The 16,129-nt window shown below is 71.8% G+C and carries 17 protein-coding genes and 1 tRNA gene; 9 read left to right on the top strand and 9 right to left on the bottom strand.

What is annotated here, in order from left to right; all coding sequences use genetic code 11:
• Positions 1-83: 83 nt before the first annotated feature.
• Together ACFYM6_RS23555 and erm are read left to right on the top strand one after the other, a co-directional pair.
• Entirely contained in the window at positions 84-989 is a 906-nt protein-coding gene (locus tag ACFYM6_RS23555) for a Gfo/Idh/MocA family protein (RefSeq protein ID WP_387278725.1), read from the top strand.
• Positions 990-1,414: 425 nt separating this feature from the next.
• Complete coding sequence (gene erm / locus ACFYM6_RS23550) at positions 1,415-2,200, top strand: ErmE/ErmH/ErmO/ErmR family 23S rRNA (adenine(2058)-N(6))-methyltransferase (protein ID WP_387278723.1); 786 nt, start codon at positions 1,415-1,417, stop codon at positions 2,198-2,200.
• A gap of 6 nt (positions 2,201-2,206) precedes the next feature.
• Here erm and ACFYM6_RS23545 read toward each other — a convergent pair whose 3' ends face one another.
• A complete protein-coding gene (locus tag ACFYM6_RS23545; RefSeq protein ID WP_387278721.1) occupies positions 2,207-2,398 on the bottom strand; it encodes a DUF2795 domain-containing protein in 192 nt (63 codons plus the stop codon).
• Positions 2,399-2,467: 69 nt separating this feature from the next.
• On the opposite strand from ACFYM6_RS23545, the gene ACFYM6_RS23540 reads away from it, so the two are divergent.
• Positions 2,468-3,724 carry an erythromycin esterase family protein gene (locus ACFYM6_RS23540; RefSeq protein WP_387278719.1) on the top strand — a complete coding sequence of 419 codons (1,257 nt, stop codon included), beginning with the start codon at positions 2,468-2,470 and terminating at the stop codon, positions 3,722-3,724.
• Positions 3,725-3,781: 57 nt separating this feature from the next.
• On the opposite strand, the gene ACFYM6_RS23535 is transcribed toward ACFYM6_RS23540, so the two are convergent.
• The 3 genes from ACFYM6_RS23535 to ACFYM6_RS23525 form a co-directional block, all read right to left on the bottom strand.
• A complete protein-coding gene (locus ACFYM6_RS23535) occupies positions 3,782-5,956 on the bottom strand; it encodes an MMPL family transporter (RefSeq protein ID WP_387278717.1) in 2,175 nt (724 codons plus the stop codon).
• Between the two features lie 34 nt (positions 5,957-5,990).
• Positions 5,991-6,536, bottom strand: a complete 546-nt coding sequence (locus ACFYM6_RS23530; RefSeq protein WP_387278715.1) for a TetR/AcrR family transcriptional regulator — start codon at positions 6,534-6,536, stop codon at positions 5,991-5,993.
• A 76-nt stretch (positions 6,537-6,612) separates the two neighbouring features.
• Positions 6,613-7,008 carry a winged helix-turn-helix transcriptional regulator gene (locus ACFYM6_RS23525; RefSeq protein WP_387278713.1) on the bottom strand — a complete coding sequence of 132 codons (396 nt, stop codon included), beginning with the start codon at positions 7,006-7,008 and terminating at the stop codon, positions 6,613-6,615.
• 81 nt (positions 7,009-7,089) lie between these two features.
• Here ACFYM6_RS23525 and ACFYM6_RS23520 point away from each other — a divergent pair, with 81 nt between their 5' ends.
• The 4 genes from ACFYM6_RS23520 to ligD are packed head-to-tail and all read left to right on the top strand — an operon-like array spanning position 7,090 to position 10,460.
• Positions 7,090-8,550 carry an MFS transporter gene (locus ACFYM6_RS23520; RefSeq protein WP_387278711.1) on the top strand — a complete coding sequence of 487 codons (1,461 nt, stop codon included), beginning with the start codon at positions 7,090-7,092 and terminating at the stop codon, positions 8,548-8,550.
• Positions 8,490-8,966 (top strand): isocitrate lyase/phosphoenolpyruvate mutase family protein, encoded by a 477-nt coding sequence (locus ACFYM6_RS23515; protein ID WP_387278951.1) that lies wholly within the window; start codon positions 8,490-8,492, stop codon positions 8,964-8,966. The genes ACFYM6_RS23520 and ACFYM6_RS23515 overlap by 61 nt, the downstream gene beginning before the upstream one ends.
• Positions 8,963-9,442: a cupin domain-containing protein gene (locus ACFYM6_RS23510; RefSeq protein ID WP_387278709.1), complete on the top strand. Its 480-nt coding sequence runs from the start codon at positions 8,963-8,965 to the stop codon at positions 9,440-9,442. Before ACFYM6_RS23515 ends, ACFYM6_RS23510 begins: the two co-directional genes overlap by 4 nt.
• A gap of 58 nt (positions 9,443-9,500) precedes the next feature.
• Positions 9,501-10,460 (top strand): non-homologous end-joining DNA ligase, encoded by a 960-nt coding sequence (ligD, locus tag ACFYM6_RS23505; RefSeq protein WP_387278707.1) that lies wholly within the window; start codon positions 9,501-9,503, stop codon positions 10,458-10,460.
• 69 nt (positions 10,461-10,529) lie between these two features.
• Here ligD and ACFYM6_RS23500 read toward each other — a convergent pair whose 3' ends face one another.
• A complete protein-coding gene (locus ACFYM6_RS23500; RefSeq protein WP_387278705.1) occupies positions 10,530-11,546 on the bottom strand; it encodes a methyltransferase in 1,017 nt (338 codons plus the stop codon).
• 429 nt (positions 11,547-11,975) lie between these two features.
• On the opposite strand from ACFYM6_RS23500, the gene mraY reads away from it, so the two are divergent.
• Positions 11,976-13,088, top strand: a complete 1,113-nt coding sequence (gene mraY / locus ACFYM6_RS23495) for a phospho-N-acetylmuramoyl-pentapeptide-transferase (protein ID WP_387278703.1) — start codon at positions 11,976-11,978, stop codon at positions 13,086-13,088.
• A gap of 5 nt (positions 13,089-13,093) precedes the next feature.
• Positions 13,094-13,279 (top strand): hypothetical protein, encoded by a 186-nt coding sequence (locus ACFYM6_RS23490; RefSeq protein WP_387278701.1) that lies wholly within the window; start codon positions 13,094-13,096, stop codon positions 13,277-13,279.
• A 147-nt stretch (positions 13,280-13,426) separates the two neighbouring features.
• Here ACFYM6_RS23490 and ACFYM6_RS23485 read toward each other — a convergent pair.
• The 4 genes from ACFYM6_RS23485 to ACFYM6_RS23470 form a co-directional block, all read right to left on the bottom strand.
• Positions 13,427-13,501: transfer RNA gene (locus ACFYM6_RS23485), tRNA-Arg, on the bottom strand.
• Positions 13,502-13,659: 158 nt separating this feature from the next.
• On the bottom strand, positions 13,660-14,355 hold the full coding sequence (locus tag ACFYM6_RS23480) for a winged helix-turn-helix domain-containing protein (RefSeq protein WP_387278949.1): 696 nt from the start codon (positions 14,353-14,355) through the stop codon (positions 13,660-13,662).
• A gap of 187 nt (positions 14,356-14,542) precedes the next feature.
• A complete protein-coding gene (locus ACFYM6_RS23475; RefSeq protein WP_387278699.1) occupies positions 14,543-15,211 on the bottom strand; it encodes a DUF305 domain-containing protein in 669 nt (222 codons plus the stop codon).
• A gap of 10 nt (positions 15,212-15,221) precedes the next feature.
• Positions 15,222-16,046 (bottom strand): DUF3105 domain-containing protein, encoded by an 825-nt coding sequence (locus ACFYM6_RS23470; RefSeq protein WP_387278697.1) that lies wholly within the window; start codon positions 16,044-16,046, stop codon positions 15,222-15,224.
• Between the last annotated feature and the right edge of the window lie 83 nt (positions 16,047-16,129).

Genomic DNA, 16,129 nt, shown 5'->3' with positions numbered 1-16,129 from the left:
GGGCCCGCCGACTCCGCCGGACGACTAGCGTGGATCACGGCCACGGGGGTACGCCGTGGCGGACGACGAGGGCAGGGGGACCCGTGGTGCGGTTCGGCTTGTTCGGCACCGGTCACTGGGCGGCGGAGACGCACGCCGCGGCCATCGACGCGCACCCGCGGGCCGAGCTGGCCGGGATCTGGGGCCGGGACCCGGCGAAGGTCGCGGCGCTGGCCGATCGGCACGGCGTACCGGCCTTCGACGACGTGGACGCGCTGCTCGGCGCCTGCGACGCGATCGCCGTCGCGCTGCCGCCGGACGTCCAGGCCGAGATCGCCGTCCGGGCCGCCACCGTCGGGCGGCACCTGCTGCTGGACAAGCCGCTGGCGCTGAGCCTCGCGGAGGCAGACCGGGTGGTCGCCGCCGCGCAGGCGTCCGGAGTGGCCTCGGTGGTCTTCTTCACCCAGCGGTTCCACCCGAACGTCACCGGCTTCCTCGCCGCCACCGCGGCGGCCGGCGGCTGGCAGCACGCCCGGGCCACCATGTTCGCGTCCATCTACCAGCCGGGGAACCCGTACGGGAACTCGCAGTGGCGGCGGGACCGGGGCGCGCTGTGGGACATCGGGCCGCACGCTTTGTCGCTGATCCTGCCGGTGCTCGGCCGGGTCACCCGGGTCGCCGCGATGGACGGCCCGAGCGGCCTGGTGCACCTGCTGCTCACCCACGACGGCGGCGCCACCAGCTCACTCTCGCTCACCCTGGAGGCGCCGGCCGAGGCGGTGACCCGGGATTTCGTCTTCTTCGGCGAGAACGGCACCGAGACCGTCCCGCCCGGCGACGGGAGCGCGCTGCAGGCGTACGGCACGGCGATCGACCAGCTGCTGGAGGAGGTCGACGCGGGCACCCGGGACCACCGCTGTGACGTCCGGTTCGGCCGCGAGGTGGTGGCGGTGCTGGCGGCCGCCGAGCGGGCCCGCACCGAGGGGCGCACCGTCGACCTGCCCGTCTGACCGCCGCCACCGTCCCGGCCGTCGGGCGAAATCGGTCGACGGGCGCCCTCGCCCTGGCTACCCTCGCCCGCATGGCGCACGCCCTGATCGACGTGGCCGGCACGCCGGCCGCGTGGGCCCCGATGCTGGTGGCCCGCCCGCGGATCCGGCGTCCGGCCCCGGCCGGCCGGAACGCGATCCGCTGCTGACCGCTCGCCGGCGACCCCTTCGAGGGCCGCCCGGCGATGACCTCACCCGCCCTACCGATCCGCCCCGCGCCGTGCCCGGCGCCGGGAACCGCCGGTCGGGAGGTGGGTGCTGACCGCGTACCGCCCGTGCCGTGGGCCCTCCGAGTCCCCATCCGCTCGGACAGGCCCGATCGCCGGCTGCCCGCCGGCCGCCTGTCCGTCCCGTCGCCGATCGGCGACAGACAGGACGACGACGCCATGGCGCCCCGACCCACCGAACGCGACCGGTCCCGTCGCGTGCTCTCCCAGAACTTCCTCGCCGACCCGGCCGCCGTCGCGCGGATCGTCCGGGCGGCCCGGCCCGACCCGGACGTCCTCCTCGTCGAGGTGGGCGCCGGCCGGGGCCGGCTGACCGTGCCGCTGGCCGCCCGGTGCGGGCGGCTGGTCGCGTACGAGATCGACCCGGTGGCCGCCGCGGACCTGGCGGCGGCCTGCGCCGGCCTGCCCGGGGTGACGCTGCGCCGGGCCGACTTCCTCGCCGCCGCGCCGCCCGCCGAGCCCTTCGACCTGGTCGGCAACATCCCGTGGTCGCTGACCGCCGCGGTGGTCCGCTGGTGTCTGGCCGCCGACCGGCTCCGCGCGGCCACCCTGCTCACCCAGCGGGAGTACGCCCGCCGGCGCACCGGCCACGGCGGCCGGTGGACCCGGCTGACCATCCTGACCTGGCCCGAGTACGCCTGGCGGTCGGTCGGCACGGTGCCCCGGACGGCGTTCCGCCCGGTGCCGCGGGTCGACGCCGGCATCCTGCGGATCGAGCGGCGACCGGAGCCGCTGCTGTCCCCCGCCGAACTGCCGGCCTATCGGCGGCTGGTGGAGGTCGGTTTTGGCGGGGTGGGCGGCTCGCTGGCCGCCTCGCTGCGCCGGCACCACCCCCGGACCCGGGTGGACGGCGCGCTGCGTGCCCTCCGGCTGCCGCCCGAGACGCTGGTCGGGGCGGTCTGGCCGGAGCAGTGGCTCACCCTGTTCCGGCTGCTGCGGGTCTGACCCGGCTCAGGTGAGCGTTTTCAGCGCGTCGGCCAGCTCGGCGGGGGAGTCGAACTCCTCCGCCGGCAGGGCCTTGATCAGCTGCAACGTCTCGGTGCTGGCGCCGTTCTCCTGGCACCAGCGGACCAGGTCCTCCCGGGAAACCGGGTAGTCGAGCCCGGCCAGGAACTCCTGCAACTGCACCCCGGTCGCGGTCATGCCCGCGGCTACCCGCTCCGCCGGCAGGCATTCCGGTTTGCCCGACCGGGTCCCCGGGTAGCCGCGGGCATGCTGGTACAGCGACTCGGCGCGCCGAGCGACTTCGACCCGCTGCTGGACAGCGTCCGGGACGCCCGGATCGTCATGATCGGGGAGGCGACGCACGGCAGCTACGACTACTACCGGCTGCGTGAGCAACTGACCCGGCGGCTCATCGCCGAGCAGGGCTTCGACTTCGTCGCGGTGGAGGGGGACTGGCCCGACTGCGACCGGGTGCACCGCTCGGTGGTGGCCGCCCCGGGCGGGCTGGCCGATCCGCAGACCGCGCTGGAGCGCTTCGAACGCTGGCCCACCTGGATGTGGGTCAATGCCGAGGTGGCCCGCTTCTGCCGCTGGCTGCGGGCCTGGAACCTGGAGCGCGCCGAGGGGGACCGGGCCGGCTTCCACGGGCTGGACGTCTACAGCCTGTGGGAGTCGATGCAGGCGATCTTCGACTACCTGGGCGAGGAGGAACCGACCTCGCTGGAGGCGGCGCAGGAGGCGTACCGCTGCTTCGAGCCGTACGGCAAGCGGGTCGAGGAGTACGGCACGGCCAGCCGGTTCGTCTCCGCCCGCTGCGAGGAGGAGGTCGTCCGGCTGCTGGCGCGTACCCGGGAACACGCCGCCGCGGACGGCGCGGACCGCTTCTCGGCCTGGCAGAACGCGGAGGTGGTGGCCGGCGCGGAGCGTTACTACCGGGCGATGGTCGGCGGCGGCCCGGAGTCGTGGAACGTCCGCGACATCCACATGGCCGACACCCTCGACCGGCTGCTCGACCACTACGGCCCGGGCTCCCGGGGCATCGTCTGGGCGCACAACACCCACATCGGCGACGCCCGGGCCACCGACATGGCGACGGACGGGATGGTCAACATCGGCCAACTCGCCCGCGAGCGGCACGGCGGTGACGCGGTGACGCTGGTCGGCTTCGGCAGCTACCGGGGCACGGTGATCGCCGCGCCGCGCTGGGGTTCACCGGCGGAGGCGATGGTGGTGCCGCCGGCCCGGGAGGGTTCGGTGGAGCGGCGGCTGCACGAGCTGATGCCGGAGCGGGCGGTGCTGGTCTTCGGCGGCCCCGACCAGCCGGAATGGGTGACCGAGACGGCGGACCACCGGGCCATCGGGGTGGTCTACGACCCGAGCTTCGAGTCCTGGGGCAACTACGTGCCCACCCGGCTCGGCGAGCGTTACGACGCGTTCGTCTGGTGCGACGAGGCCACCGCCGTGCACCCGCTGCCGGCGCTGAGCGCACCGGGCGAGATGGAGACCTACCCGGCCGGGGTCTGACCGGCCGGGTAGGTAGGAGGGCCCCTCGTTGTCGCCGGGGCGACAACGGCCCGTTCCTCACACGCCGGCGGGCTCGCGCTCGGCGAGGTGGGCGCGCAGGCCCTCGCCCTCGACGTCCACGTTCGGCAGGATCCGGTCCAGCCAGCGGGGGATCCACCAGGCGGCGGTGTCGAGCAGCGACATCACCGCCGGGACGACGGCCATCCGGACCACGAACGCGTCGATCGCGACCCCGATCGCGAGCGCGAAGCCCATCGACTTGATCACCGGGTCGTCGAGGAAGACGAAGCCGCCGAACACCGAGATCATGATCAGCGCGGCGGCGGTGACCACCCGCGCGCCGTGGCCCATCCCGTTGATGGTCGCCTGCCGGGCGCTGTCGCCGTGCACGAAGTCCTCCCGCATCCGGGAGACCAGGAAGACCTCGTAGTCCATGGCCAGGCCGAACAGGATGCCGATGAGCAGGATCGGCAGGAAGCTGACCAGCGGACCGGGGTTGTCCAGCCCGAGCAGGCCGGCCAGGTGGCCCTGCTGGAACACCGCGACCGTGATGCCGAAGGTGGCCGCCACGGTGAGCAGGAAGCCGAGCGCCGCCTTCACCGGCACCAGGACCGAGCGGAACACCAGCATCAGCAGCAGCACCGACAGCCCGACGACCAGCAGCAGATAGATCGGGAGCGCGGCGGAGAGCTTCTCGGACACGTCGATGCCGATCGCGGTCGCGCCGGTCAGCAGCACGTCCGCGTTCCGGATGCCGCTGACCTGGTCGCGGATGTCGTGCACCAGGGTCTCAGTGGCCTCGTCGGTCGGGCCGGTCTTCGGGATGACGCCGAGCAACGCGGTCCGGCCGGTCGGGTCGAGCTGCGGCGGGGTCACGGCCACGACGCCGCGCGTCTTCTGGACCAGCGCGGTGACCTGCGGCACGGCGGCCTGGGTGGCCTGCGGCGAGTCGCCGGTGACCACCACCGCGAGGCGCCCGGTGAAGCCGGGGCCGAAGCCCTCCTGGATCAGGTCGTTGTTGACCCGGGCCGGGGTGCCCTCGGCCGCGGTGGCGGCGTCCGGCAGGGACAGGCGCATGTGCTGGGCGGGGAGCGCGAGCAGGCCGAGGCCGATCAGGCCGACCAGGATGACCGGGATCCGCAGCTTCGTCACCCAGCGCGCCCAGCGGAACCCGAAGCCCGAGCGGTTCTCGCCGGCACTTGAGGCGACCACCTCGCGGTTGCGCAGCTTGCGCGGCAGCACCTTGCGGCCGGCGAAGCCGAGCAGCGCCGGGGCCAGGGTGATCGCGACCAGGACGGCCACCGTGACCGTGCCGGCGGCGGCCAGACCCATCACGGTGAGGAACGGGATGTTCACCACCGCCAGGCCGGCGAGCGCGATGACGACGGTGGCGCCCGCGAAGACCACGGCGGAGCCGGCGGTGCCGACGGCCCGACCGACCGCCTCCTCGGGGGAGAGCCCGTCGAGCAGGTTCTGCCGGTGTCGGGAGGTGATGAACAGTGAGTAGTCGATGCCGACCGCGAGGCCGAGCATCAGCGCCAGGATCGGCGCGGTGCTGGTCAGCTCGACCGCGCCGCTGAGCGCGTACAGGCCGGCCATGCCGACGCCGACGCCGATCAGCGCGTTCAGCATGGTCATGCCGGCCGCCACCAGCGAGCCGAAGGTGACGATCAGGACGATTGCCGCTACCAGCACACCGAGTGCCTCGGTCGAGCCGACCTCCGGCTCGGCGTTGAGCACCTCACCGCCCGGGGCGATCTGCCACCCTTGCGCCTCGGCCTGCGCGCCGACCTGCTCGTACGCGGTGCGCTGGCCGTCGGTCACCTCGTCCGCCCGGCCCTTGAACTGCACCTGGATCAGCGCGTACCGGCCGTCCGGGCTCAGCGCCTGCACCTGGTACGGGTCGACCGCGCCGACCACGCCGGGCAGGGCGGCCGCCTCCTCGGTGACCTGCTTGACCACGGCCTGCCCGTCGGGCGTGCCGAGTTGGCCGGCCTGGGGTGCCTTGACGGCGATGGTGCCGGTGGCCCCGCTGGCTGCCGGGAACCGCTCGGCGAGCAGGTCGATCGCGCGCTGCGACTCGGTGCCCGGCATGCTGAAGTTGCTCGCCGTCGAGCCCTTGAGGGTCAGCGCGGCGGCACCGAGGCCGACGAGCACGACGAGCCAGACGACGGCGACGAGTCGCCGGCGGCGCAAGGATGCCCGGCCGAGCCGGTAGAGCAGGGTCGCCATGAGGTTTCCTTGTCCTCGGGGTCGTGAACTGGGATCAGGTGGCGGGCTCGAGGGCCCGCCGGACGACGGCCAGCAGCGCGGGCCGCAGTTCCTCGTCGGGGATGGCGATGAACTCGGCGCACGTCTCCGCGATCCCGGCGAGCACGACCAGCGCGGCGATCCGCGCGGACGGGCGGTCGGACCGGCCGGCGAACGCGTCGATCAGCCGTTCGGAGATCTGCTGGACGTGCGCGAAGGCGGGCTGCTGGAGCAGGTCGGGAAACTCACCGCGGAGCAGCGCGATCTCCCGCCGGAAGCGGACCGCGAGGTCGACGAAGCCCTCGCCGGCGACCCGCTGGGCGTCCGCGCCGGTGTGTGCGGCGATCCGCGCGTCGAGCGCCTCCAGCACCGCGATGGCGGGTGCCATCAGCTCGCTGAGCAGGGCTTCCTTGTTGGCGAAGTGGTAGAGCACGGTGGCCTTGGAACAGCCCACCTCGCGGGCGATGTCCTGCAGCGAGGTGCCCTTGTAGCCGGTGACGGCGAAGCGTCGCGCCGCCGCGGCGAGGATCTCGTCGTGGGTCTCCGGTACCGCCCGTGCCATGTCCTCCAGGATGCCTGACCGATCGGTCAGCACCTGACCGATCGGTCAGACGGATTGCGTGGTCTTCGCCACAGCCTCAGCCGATCGGAGCGCCGTGCTCCTGGTCGTACGCCGCCCGGGCCGTCGTGATCGCGGTCCGGTGCCGCTCCGCCCACGCGGTCAACGCGACCAGTGATTCGTAGAGCTCCAGGGCCATCGGGGTGGCGGTGTACTCCACCTTCGGCGGGACGGTCGGGAAGACGTGCCGGTGCAGCAGGCCGTCCCGCTCCAGGTTGCGCAGGGTCAGCGTGAGCATCCGCCGGCTGATGCCTTCGACCTGCCGCTCCAACTCGGTGAACCGGATCGGCCCCTGTGACGCGGCGATCAGGATGCCGATGCTCCACTTGCCGCCGACCCGATCCAGCGCCTCCCGGACGGTGCAGGCCCGTGCCTGCTGGGCGGTCACGGACACACAGCTGTTCCCCTGGGACACGAAAGTGCCTCCTTCCGTTCGGTCTGATGGTCACAGACGATGGCCTCGGTAACAAACCATGCACCAAGGAGGTCGTACCCGATGACGGGGACCAACCGCTGGCCGGCGCTGCTCGTGCTCTGCGCCGGCAGCCTGATCATCATCCTGGACGGCAGCATCGTCGCCGTGGCGCTCCCGGCCATCCAGGCCGACCTGGGCTTCCACGGCGCCGGGCTGGCCTGGGTGGTGAACGCCTACCTGGTCGCGTTCGGCGGCCTGCTCCTGCTGGCCGGGCGGCTCGGCGACCTGCTCGGCCGGCGCCAGGTCTTCCTGGCCGGGGTGGCCCTGTTCACCCTCGCCTCGCTGCTCTGCGCCGTGGCCGCCGGCCCGGCGATCCTGGTCGCCGCCCGCTTCGCGCAGGGCGTCGGGGGCGCGCTCACCACCGCGGTCAGCCTCGGCATGATCGTCCGGCTCTTCCCCGAGCCGGCCGAGCGGGCCCGGGCGATCGCCGTGTTCAGCTTCACCGGCGCGGCCGGCGCCTCGATCGGCCTGCTGGTCGGGGGAGTGCTCACCGACCTGGCGGGCTGGCGGTCGATCTTCCTGATCAACCTGCCGATCGGCGCGCTGATCCTGGCCGCCGCCGTACGGCTGATCGCGCCGGACCCCGGCGTCGGCCTGCGGGCCGGTCTGGACCTGCTCGGCGCGGTGCTGGCCACCGCCGGCCTGATGGTCGCCGTGCTGGCCATCGTCAGTGCCGGCGAACACGGCTGGACCTCGGCGCGCACCCTCACCGCCGCCGGGCTGGCCATCGCGCTCCTGGCCGGCTTCGCGGCCCGGCAGCGGATCGCCCCGACCCCGCTGCTGCCACCCCGGGTGCTGCGGGCGCCCGGCTTGGTCGCCGCCAACGCTGTGCAGTTCCTCATGGTGGCCGCGTACTTCGGCTTCCAGTTCCTGCTCGCGCTGCACCTGCAACTCGTCCTCGGGCTGGACCCGGCGGCCACCGGCTTCGCCTTCCTGCCCACCCCGCTGGTGATCGCGGCGGTCTCGCTGGGCCTGGCCGGCCGGCTGCTGGCCCGGTACGGCGCCCGCACGGTGCTGGTCGGCGGGCTGGCGCTCGCCGTGGTGGGCTTCCTGCTGCTGGCCCGCCTCCCGGTGGACGCCGGCTACGCGCGGGACCTGCTCCCGGCCATGCTGGTCTTCGGCGTCGCGGGCGGGCTGACCCTGCCGGCGGTCACCACCCTCGCCATGGCCGGTGCCGCGCCCGACGACGCCGGGCTCGCCTCCGGGCTGGCCAACACCACCCAGCAGGTGGGCGGGGCGCTCGGACTGGCCACCCTCGCCACCCTGGCCGCGGCCCGCACCGACGCGGCGCGTGCCGCCGGCGCGGACCAGGTGGCCGCCCTCGCCGCCGGCTACCGGTACGCCTTCGCCGTGGCCGCCGCGCTGGTCGCCGCCGCCCTGCTGGTCGCCCTCCGCACCGCCCGGCGGCCCCGTCGCCAAGAATCCCTCCCGACGGCCCCGGCAGGGACTCCGACCCGCGTACCCGGGAGCTGCGCGACGTAGCGGAGCAGGCCGACCTGCTCGCCGGGGTCCGCGCGGCGGCCCGGGAGGCCGGGGTGGACCTGGTGCTCAACGCCCGAGTGGACGTCCACCTGCGGGCGTACGGGCCGGCGGAGGGGCGGCTCGCCGAGGCGGTCCGCCGGGCCCGCCGCTACCGGGCCGCCGGGGTGGACTGCGTCTACCCGATCGTCCTCGCCGACCCGGCCGACATCCGGACCCTGGTGGCCGAGGTGGACGCCCCGGTCAACGTGCTGGCCCGCCCCGGCGCCCCGGCCGTGGCCGAGCTGGCCGGGCTCGGCGTGGCCCGGGTCACCTTCGGTGAGGGGCTGTACGCGGCCGCCCGCGCCCGTACCGTCGAGATGCTCGCCGCGATCCGGGCGGGCGACGAGGTGTTCCCGACCGGAGAGGAGGCACGGTGACCTACCCACCGCCGCGTTACTCAGGAGACTTGGGCGAGCCGACCGCCACCTACCGCCCGGCCGACCAGCCGCCCGAACTGGTCTACCCCAGCGGCGGCACGGCGCACTACCTGGCCACCGGCGCGTCGACCAACGGGCAGTTCGGGCTCTACCGGTGGGAGATGGGCCCGCAGCCGAGCGGCCCGGATCCGCACTTCCACCGATCCATCTCGGAGTCGTTCTACATCCTGTCCGGGACGGTCCGCATCTACGACGGTCGGCGGTGGATCGACACCGTGCCCGGCGACTTCGTGCACGTCCCGGAGGGTGGCGTCCACGCGTTCCGCAACGAGTCCGGCGAGCCCGCCTCGATGCTGCTGCACTTCGCCCCCGGCGCGCCCCGGGAGGGCTACTTCGAGGGCCTGCTGGACCTGGCCGGCCGGACCGAGGAGGAGCGGACGGAGTTCTTCCTGCGGCACGACACGTTCTGGGTCTGAGTCCCTCGGCGGCCGTGTCGGGGTTGCCGGCACGGCCCCGGCCCGGGAAGGTGAGCGGATGGGTGCCGCTGACGAGACCCGGGACGGGGTGTCGCTGACCAATCTGGACCAGCCGCTGTTCGACGGGGCCGGGGCGACCAAGCGCGATCTGGTCGACTACCTGGACGCCGTCCACGAGCGGATCCTGCCGGAGTTGCGCGACCGACCGCTCTCGGTGGTCCGGGTGCGGCCCGGGCAGGAGCCGTTCATGCAGAAGAACCTGCCGAAGTACACCCCCGACTGGGTGCGCCGCACCTCGGTCTGGGCGGAGGCGTCCCGCCGGCGGATCTCGTACGCCCTCTGCGACGACCGGCGGACGCTGCTCTGGTTCGCCAACCAGCGGGCGGTGGAGTACCACCCGACACTGGGCCTGGCGGGCCGGCCGGAGCACCCCACCCAGCTGGTGCTCGACCTCGACCCGCCCCCGGGCGACTCGTTCGGCATGGCCGTCCGGGCGGCGCTGCTGGTCCGGCAGGCGCTGACCGACGTCGGGCTGGCCGGCGCGGTGAAGACCAGCGGCGCCAAGGGCGTGCACGTGATCGTGCCGGTGACCGCCGAGACCACGGCCGAGGAGGCGGCCGCCGCGACCCGGGCCGTCGCCGCCCGCGCCGAACGCCTCGACCCGGCACTGGCCACCACCGCGTTCATCGTCGAGGACCGGGGCGGCCGGGTGTTCGTCGACTCGACCCGGGCGTACGGGGCGACGGTGGTGGCGGCGTACAGCCCCCGGGTGCGGCCGGGCACGCCGGTGTCGTACCCGGTCGGCTGGGACGACCTGGAGTCGGCGACGCCCGCCGACTTCACCGTGCGGACCGTGCCGGCGCTGGTCGCCGAGCGGGACCCGTGGGCGGCGGCGCTGCCGGCCCCGCAGCGGCTCCCGGCCGACCTGGTCGCCGAGGGGCGGACCATCCCGGTGGCCCGGGTGCAGGCCATGCACGAGGGCAAGCGCCGTGCGAAGGCCCGCCGCGAGGCCGGTTGACCGATCGGGGTGGCCCGGGCCACCCCGGTGGGTGCCGGGCGGTGTAGGCCCCGGCACCCGGTCAGTTGGTTATGGCTTACGTGCGACCACCGCGCCGTTAGCCCCTGGTGCATCAAAGGCGATGACCCGCACGTCGGTAAACCCGGTGTCGGCCAGCCAGGTGGCGTACTCGCTGCCGGAGTAGTTCCGGCCGCCGACCGTCTCGACAATCATGTTCATTCCCATCAGCGCCGCCTCCGGCGGGCCCGTACGGTCGCTGTTGAGCAACAACTCGGACACCACGATCGCCCCGCCGGAAGGCAAGGCCGCGTAGCACTTGCCAAGTAGAGCCCGGTTCGTCGTCTCGTCCCAGTCGTGCAGGATCATGCTGAGCAGGATCACGTCGAATCCGGTTGGCAGCGCCGGCTCGGTCAGGAAGTCGCCTACGGCGGTACTGATCCGGTCGTCCAGGCCAGCTGCGCGGATCTTGCCGTCGGCGATCGGGCACACATGTGCCAGGTCGTAGACAGTGGCCCGTAGCTGCGGGTAGCGCCGGCACAACTCGATCGGAAAGGCCCCGGATCCGCCGCCGACGTCCAACAGGCGAGCGTGCGCGCCGAAGTTATACGCTTCCGCGAGGGCCCGCGCGGTGAAGATGGAGGTGGAGTACATGGCCTCCCAGAAATGGATCAGCATCTGCGGATCGCCGGTTTCGAAGAGGGAACGCTCGGTGTCGGGGTCCCAGGTCAATGGCCTGTCGGTGCGCAGCGCGTCGCCGATGCGATGCCAGGGCAGATAGGTCCGCTCGTCGCAGTAGCGCACCTGGCCGCCGAAGTAGTACCGCTGTCCTACGACCAAGAACTCCTCAGCCAGGGCTGAGTTGCGGTAGCCGTCCCCGGCCTTTTCGAGCAGGCCGAGCGACGCGCAAGCCGCGAGCAGCATATCGGCCGGTCGTTCCGCGAGGCCGAACTCGGCAGCGGCCTCTTTCACCGTGACGACTCGTCCGCCAGCCAGCCGGGTGAACAGCTCCAGATCAACAGCGACGGCGAGCGTCTTGAAACTCCAGAAACCGGTCACCAGGCGCATCAGAGGGGTGGGTGTGAGCATCTGGACATGATGCACGATTCAGCGGGTGTGAGCAGAGCGCGCGACCACCCGCGAATCGTGGACGCACAGCCGGACACACGACAACGGCCGCTGACCGAGTTTGCCCTAGTCAGCGGCCGGTCGCATCCTGCCGTTGAGCTGGGCGAACGCCAGTTGAGGCAGGCGAGAGCGGTCAACTGCCGCAGGGCATCCGTCACCGTTGGGCTCTCCTCTCATAACCCCGCATCAGGGGTCAACCAAACCGGGTGCAGTCCCCGCTGTTTTGATGCCCGTAAGTACCTGGGCTATTCTGCCCGCTCGGCGGATTTGAGGACTCGGGCTGCATGCGGATGGGGTGGCGCTGGTGAAGGGCTCGCGATACCGGGCACGGCAGGCCGCCGGCCCACCCCGGCGTCCTGGCTCAGTCGCCGCGCATGGTGGTGTGCATCAGTGAGAGCCGTGATCGTCGCGGCGGCGGTGGCTTTCGTATTGTCGTTGCTTGGCACACCGCTACTCATTAAGGTTCTGAACCGGCTAAAGGCTGGCCAGCCCATCAGAGACGAGTTGGCCCTCAAGTCCAATGAGGGCAAGCGCGGTACGCCGACGATGGGTGGATTGGCGTTCATCCTGGCCACGGTCATCGCATACGTGGCAGGGCACATCGCGCTACGCGGACTACCGCAGGGGCAAATGGGTCAGGTAAGCCCGACCGTCACTGGCCTGGTCCTGCTGGGCGTGTTCGTCTTTTGCGGCGCGATCGGTTTTGTCGACGACTACATGAAGGTGGTCGGAAAAAGCAGTGCAGGGCTGAGCGCAAAGGGCAAGCTGCTCGGCCAACTGCTGGTAGGCACCGTCTTCGGTGTGATTGCGACGCACTATCCGTCGTCCAACGGCGAGACGGTCGGCTCCACCAAGGTATCGTTCGTCAAAGACATTTCATGGCTGGACATCACCAAGATCGGTGCGGTCATTCTGTTCGTATTGATGGTGATGTTCATGAGTAATGCGGTCAACCTGGCCGACGGGATGGACGGTTTGGCCACCGGCGCGTCGGTATTGGTCGTCGGCGCGTACGCGATCATCGGCTACTGGCAGTACCAGCACTGGTGTGCTGACACCACCGGCTACGCGGCCAACCCGAACGCATACTGCTACTCTGTCCGCGATCCGCTCGAAGTGGCAATGATAGCCGCCGCCGTCGCCGCGGCATGCCTGGGTTTTCTGTGGTCGAACGCCTCACCGGCACGGATCTTTATGGGAGATGCTGGCGCGCTGGGCCTCGGCGGGCTGATAGCCACCTTGGCCATGGCCACCCGTACCACCCTGTTGCTGCCAATCATCGCGTTCTTGTTCGTGATCAGCTTGATGTCGGTGGTCATCCAGGTCATCTCCTTCCGCACGACCGGCAAACGAGTTTTCCGGATGTCGCCAATTCACTATCACTTCGAACTTAGCGGCTGGAGTGAAGTTAACGTCGTTGTGCGTTTCTGGATTGTTGCGGCGGTGAGTGTCGCAATCGGCCTGGGCTTGTTCTACGGCGATTTCCTTCAAAACATGCCGTGACGAACGTGCATTCTGATGCGCAGCTGCTACCCAAGGGCACGATCACCCGCGTGTGGCGGTGGGCGCGGGCCGACGTGTTCACGCCCGAGGTGCAAGCCTCACCCCTGGCGCGGACCCCGTACGACCTGCGGCACGCGGCCGTGTCGACCTGGGTGACGCAGCTCTCAGGCAGCGCATTGAGCGAGCACTAGGCCACGGCTGACCCGCCCGAAACTTGCCGCACGCATGTGGCACAGACGCCCGCCACGGACCGCTGACGGCCGGACAAGGCCGGACACATGATGAAGGCCCCTGACCGGGTTTTGCCTGGTCAGGGGCCTTTTCGTGCTGGTCAACTCTGGTGCCCCCGGCAGGATTCGAACCTGCGCCCCCGCCTCCGGAGGGCGGTGCTCTATCCCCTGAGCTACGGGGGCTCAGCGACCCGAGAAGCGTAGCAAACCCGCCTCCGGATCACCCAATCGGTATCCCCGCGCGCCGCCCGTCTCCGCAATTGCCCTGATCATGAGGTTGGCGGCAGCCGTGGAGATCATTGTCGCCGGCCACCTCATGATCACCGGAGAGGCGGCCAGGGTTAGGCGGCGGCCAGGGGGCGGCCGCAGCTGGGGAGCGGGTGCAGGACGATGCGGCGCGGCAGGCGGCGCGGCCACTCGTTGCGGGGCCACGAGCCGTCGACGATCAGATGCACGGTGCGCTCCTCGGCGCCGCTGAGCCGCAGCACGAAGTCGCGCGGGAGCGGCGGGTCGACCGATGGTGTGGTGATCATGAAGCGGACCCGGCCCCGGGAGGAGACCGCGGAGATCACGTCGGCCGCCGGCATGGTGCCGCGCAGGCGTATCCGGCCGATCCAGTAGACCTCCGCGGCGTGCTCCTGGGCGGCCCCGGTGATCGCCGGGTACTCGCTGCGCACCCAGCGCTCGACCGCGCCCACGCAGAGCCCGCAGGCCCGCTCCCGGGGCTCCCGCGGACCCAACCCCCAGGCCCGCAGGTACGCCCCGACCGTGCCGGGGTCCATCGCCAGGTCGAACCGGCGCTGGATGAGGGTGGTCAGGCTCTGTCGCGTCCAGAGCTCCTCGTCCAGGCCGAACCCGTCGGGGTGGACGCCCCGCAGCACGTCGATCAGTTCGAGTTCCTGTTCGCGGCTGAGCGTTCCCGACTCGCCCGGCCGCTGTCCGCGACGGACGGCTGCCACCGCCCCGTCACCGCCGATGGTGTGGCGTCGGCACCAACTGGTCACCGACCTGCCTGCGTCTCTGAGTGCAACCCCCACGTCTTGCGCAACGAGCCCGAATCGCAACTGGTCACGATATGTGGGGAGAAAAGTCTCCAAGGAGCACTATGGGTTGAACTCCATCAAAAAGTTATAAACGGGCATAACGGGCTGGTAGGGAGGCGGGTACGCGGAAGGGCCCGCGTCGCGAACGCGCGGGCCCTTCCGGAGCAGGCGTGCCGGTGGCTCAGCCACCGAGCCGCTTGAGCGCGGCCTGGATGTTGGTCAGATCCGTCTGCTGGGTGTTCTTCATGGTCTGCGCGACCGCCAGCACGTCCTCGTCGTGCCCCTGGTCGAGGATCCCCTGGATCATGTGGATCCCGCCCAGGTGGTGCTGCCGCATCATGGTGAGGAAGAGCAGGTCGAACTCGCGGCCCTTGGCGGCCCGCAGCTTCGCCATCTCCTCCGGCGTGGCCATGCCCGGCATCAGGCCGTTCTTGACCAGACCGGCGCCGTCCGGCATCCAGGCCATCGGCGGCTGGCCGCCGGTCGGGTCCAGGTGCCACGAGCGCAGCCAGGTCTGCATGGTGCCGATCTCGCCCTGCTGGCCGGTGGCGATGTCGACGCCGAGCTGCCGTACCTCCGGGTCCTGGCCCTGCTGGAAGGCCAGCAGCCCCATCGCCACCGCCTGCGCGTGGTGGGTGGTCATGTCCCGGGCGAAGCCCGCCTCGGCGGAGTTGTCACCCGGACGGGTGAAGGTCGGGGTGAGCAGGCCGCCCGCGTACCCGAGCAGGAGACCGACCACGACGGCGGCGGCCAGCGCCAGCACGCCGAAGCGACGCGCGGCCCCCCGGGCACCGTCATCGGTGACCGGGGCCTCGTCGAGGTCGGCGTCCGTCGTCATGGCGGCGGTCATCGCGGCGTCCTCACTGGGTCGGCTGCTCGGGCATCTGGTTGTTCAGGTTGTCCCGGGGCGTGGTGCCGGTGGCGGTGACGCCCTGGTCGCAGAGCGCGGTCGGCCCCTCGATGGAGGCGTTGACCTTCAGCGTCTTGATGAACTCGTCGATCCGGCTGTCGTCGGCGTTGTCGACCTTGAGCTGGAAGCCCCAGGCCTGCAGCGAGATCGGCTTGTCCAGCCCCTCGAACGGGCTGAGCATCAGCTTCTCCTTGCCCTCGACCTTGGCCTTGAGCTTGGCCACCTGGTCGGCCGGCAGGTCCGGGCGGTAGGTGATCCAGACCGTGCCGTGCTCCAGGCTGTGCACCGCGTGCTCGTTGGCGATCGGGGCGTCGTAGACGTCGCCCATGCAGTTCTGCCAGGCCTGGTTGTGCGGGCCGGCGACCGGCGGAAGGACGTCGTACTTGATCGGGCCCGGCTGGTGGTTGCCACCCTTGACCAGGTCCGGGTCCTTCTTGCGGTAGTCGACGACGCCCTTGATGGCGTCGGCCCGCTTCTGCCACGGCTGGGAGCCGTGGTAAACCGCCCAGGCACCCACCCCGATGATGCCGGCGGCGAGCACGCCGACCGCGACGAAGAGCGCGATCGGGCCCCAGGACCGACCCTGACTGACCTTCACCGGGGTCACCGGCTTGCGACCCTTGCCGCCGCCGGTCGGCCGCGGGTTGCCCTTGCCGGACCCGGCCTTGCCGCCGGCGGGCTTGTCGGCAGCGGCCGGCCGGCCGGCGGCCGGCTTCTTGCCGGTGCTGACCACGGTCGGACGGCGTTCCGGGCCGCCCGGGGTGCTGATGCTCATCGTGCCTCGTCAGGTCGGTCGGTCAGGGGAGCCGGCGGGTCGGTTCACATGCTGGTCGCCGCCGCGGTGCCCGAGTCTACCCC

It is taken from the genome of Micromonospora sp. NPDC006431, from assembly GCF_042870725.1.
Lineage (GTDB): Bacteria > Actinomycetota > Actinomycetes > Mycobacteriales > Micromonosporaceae > Micromonospora.
The sequence above is the reverse complement of the archived record's forward strand: the minus strand, read 5'-3'. Positions and strand labels throughout refer to the sequence as shown.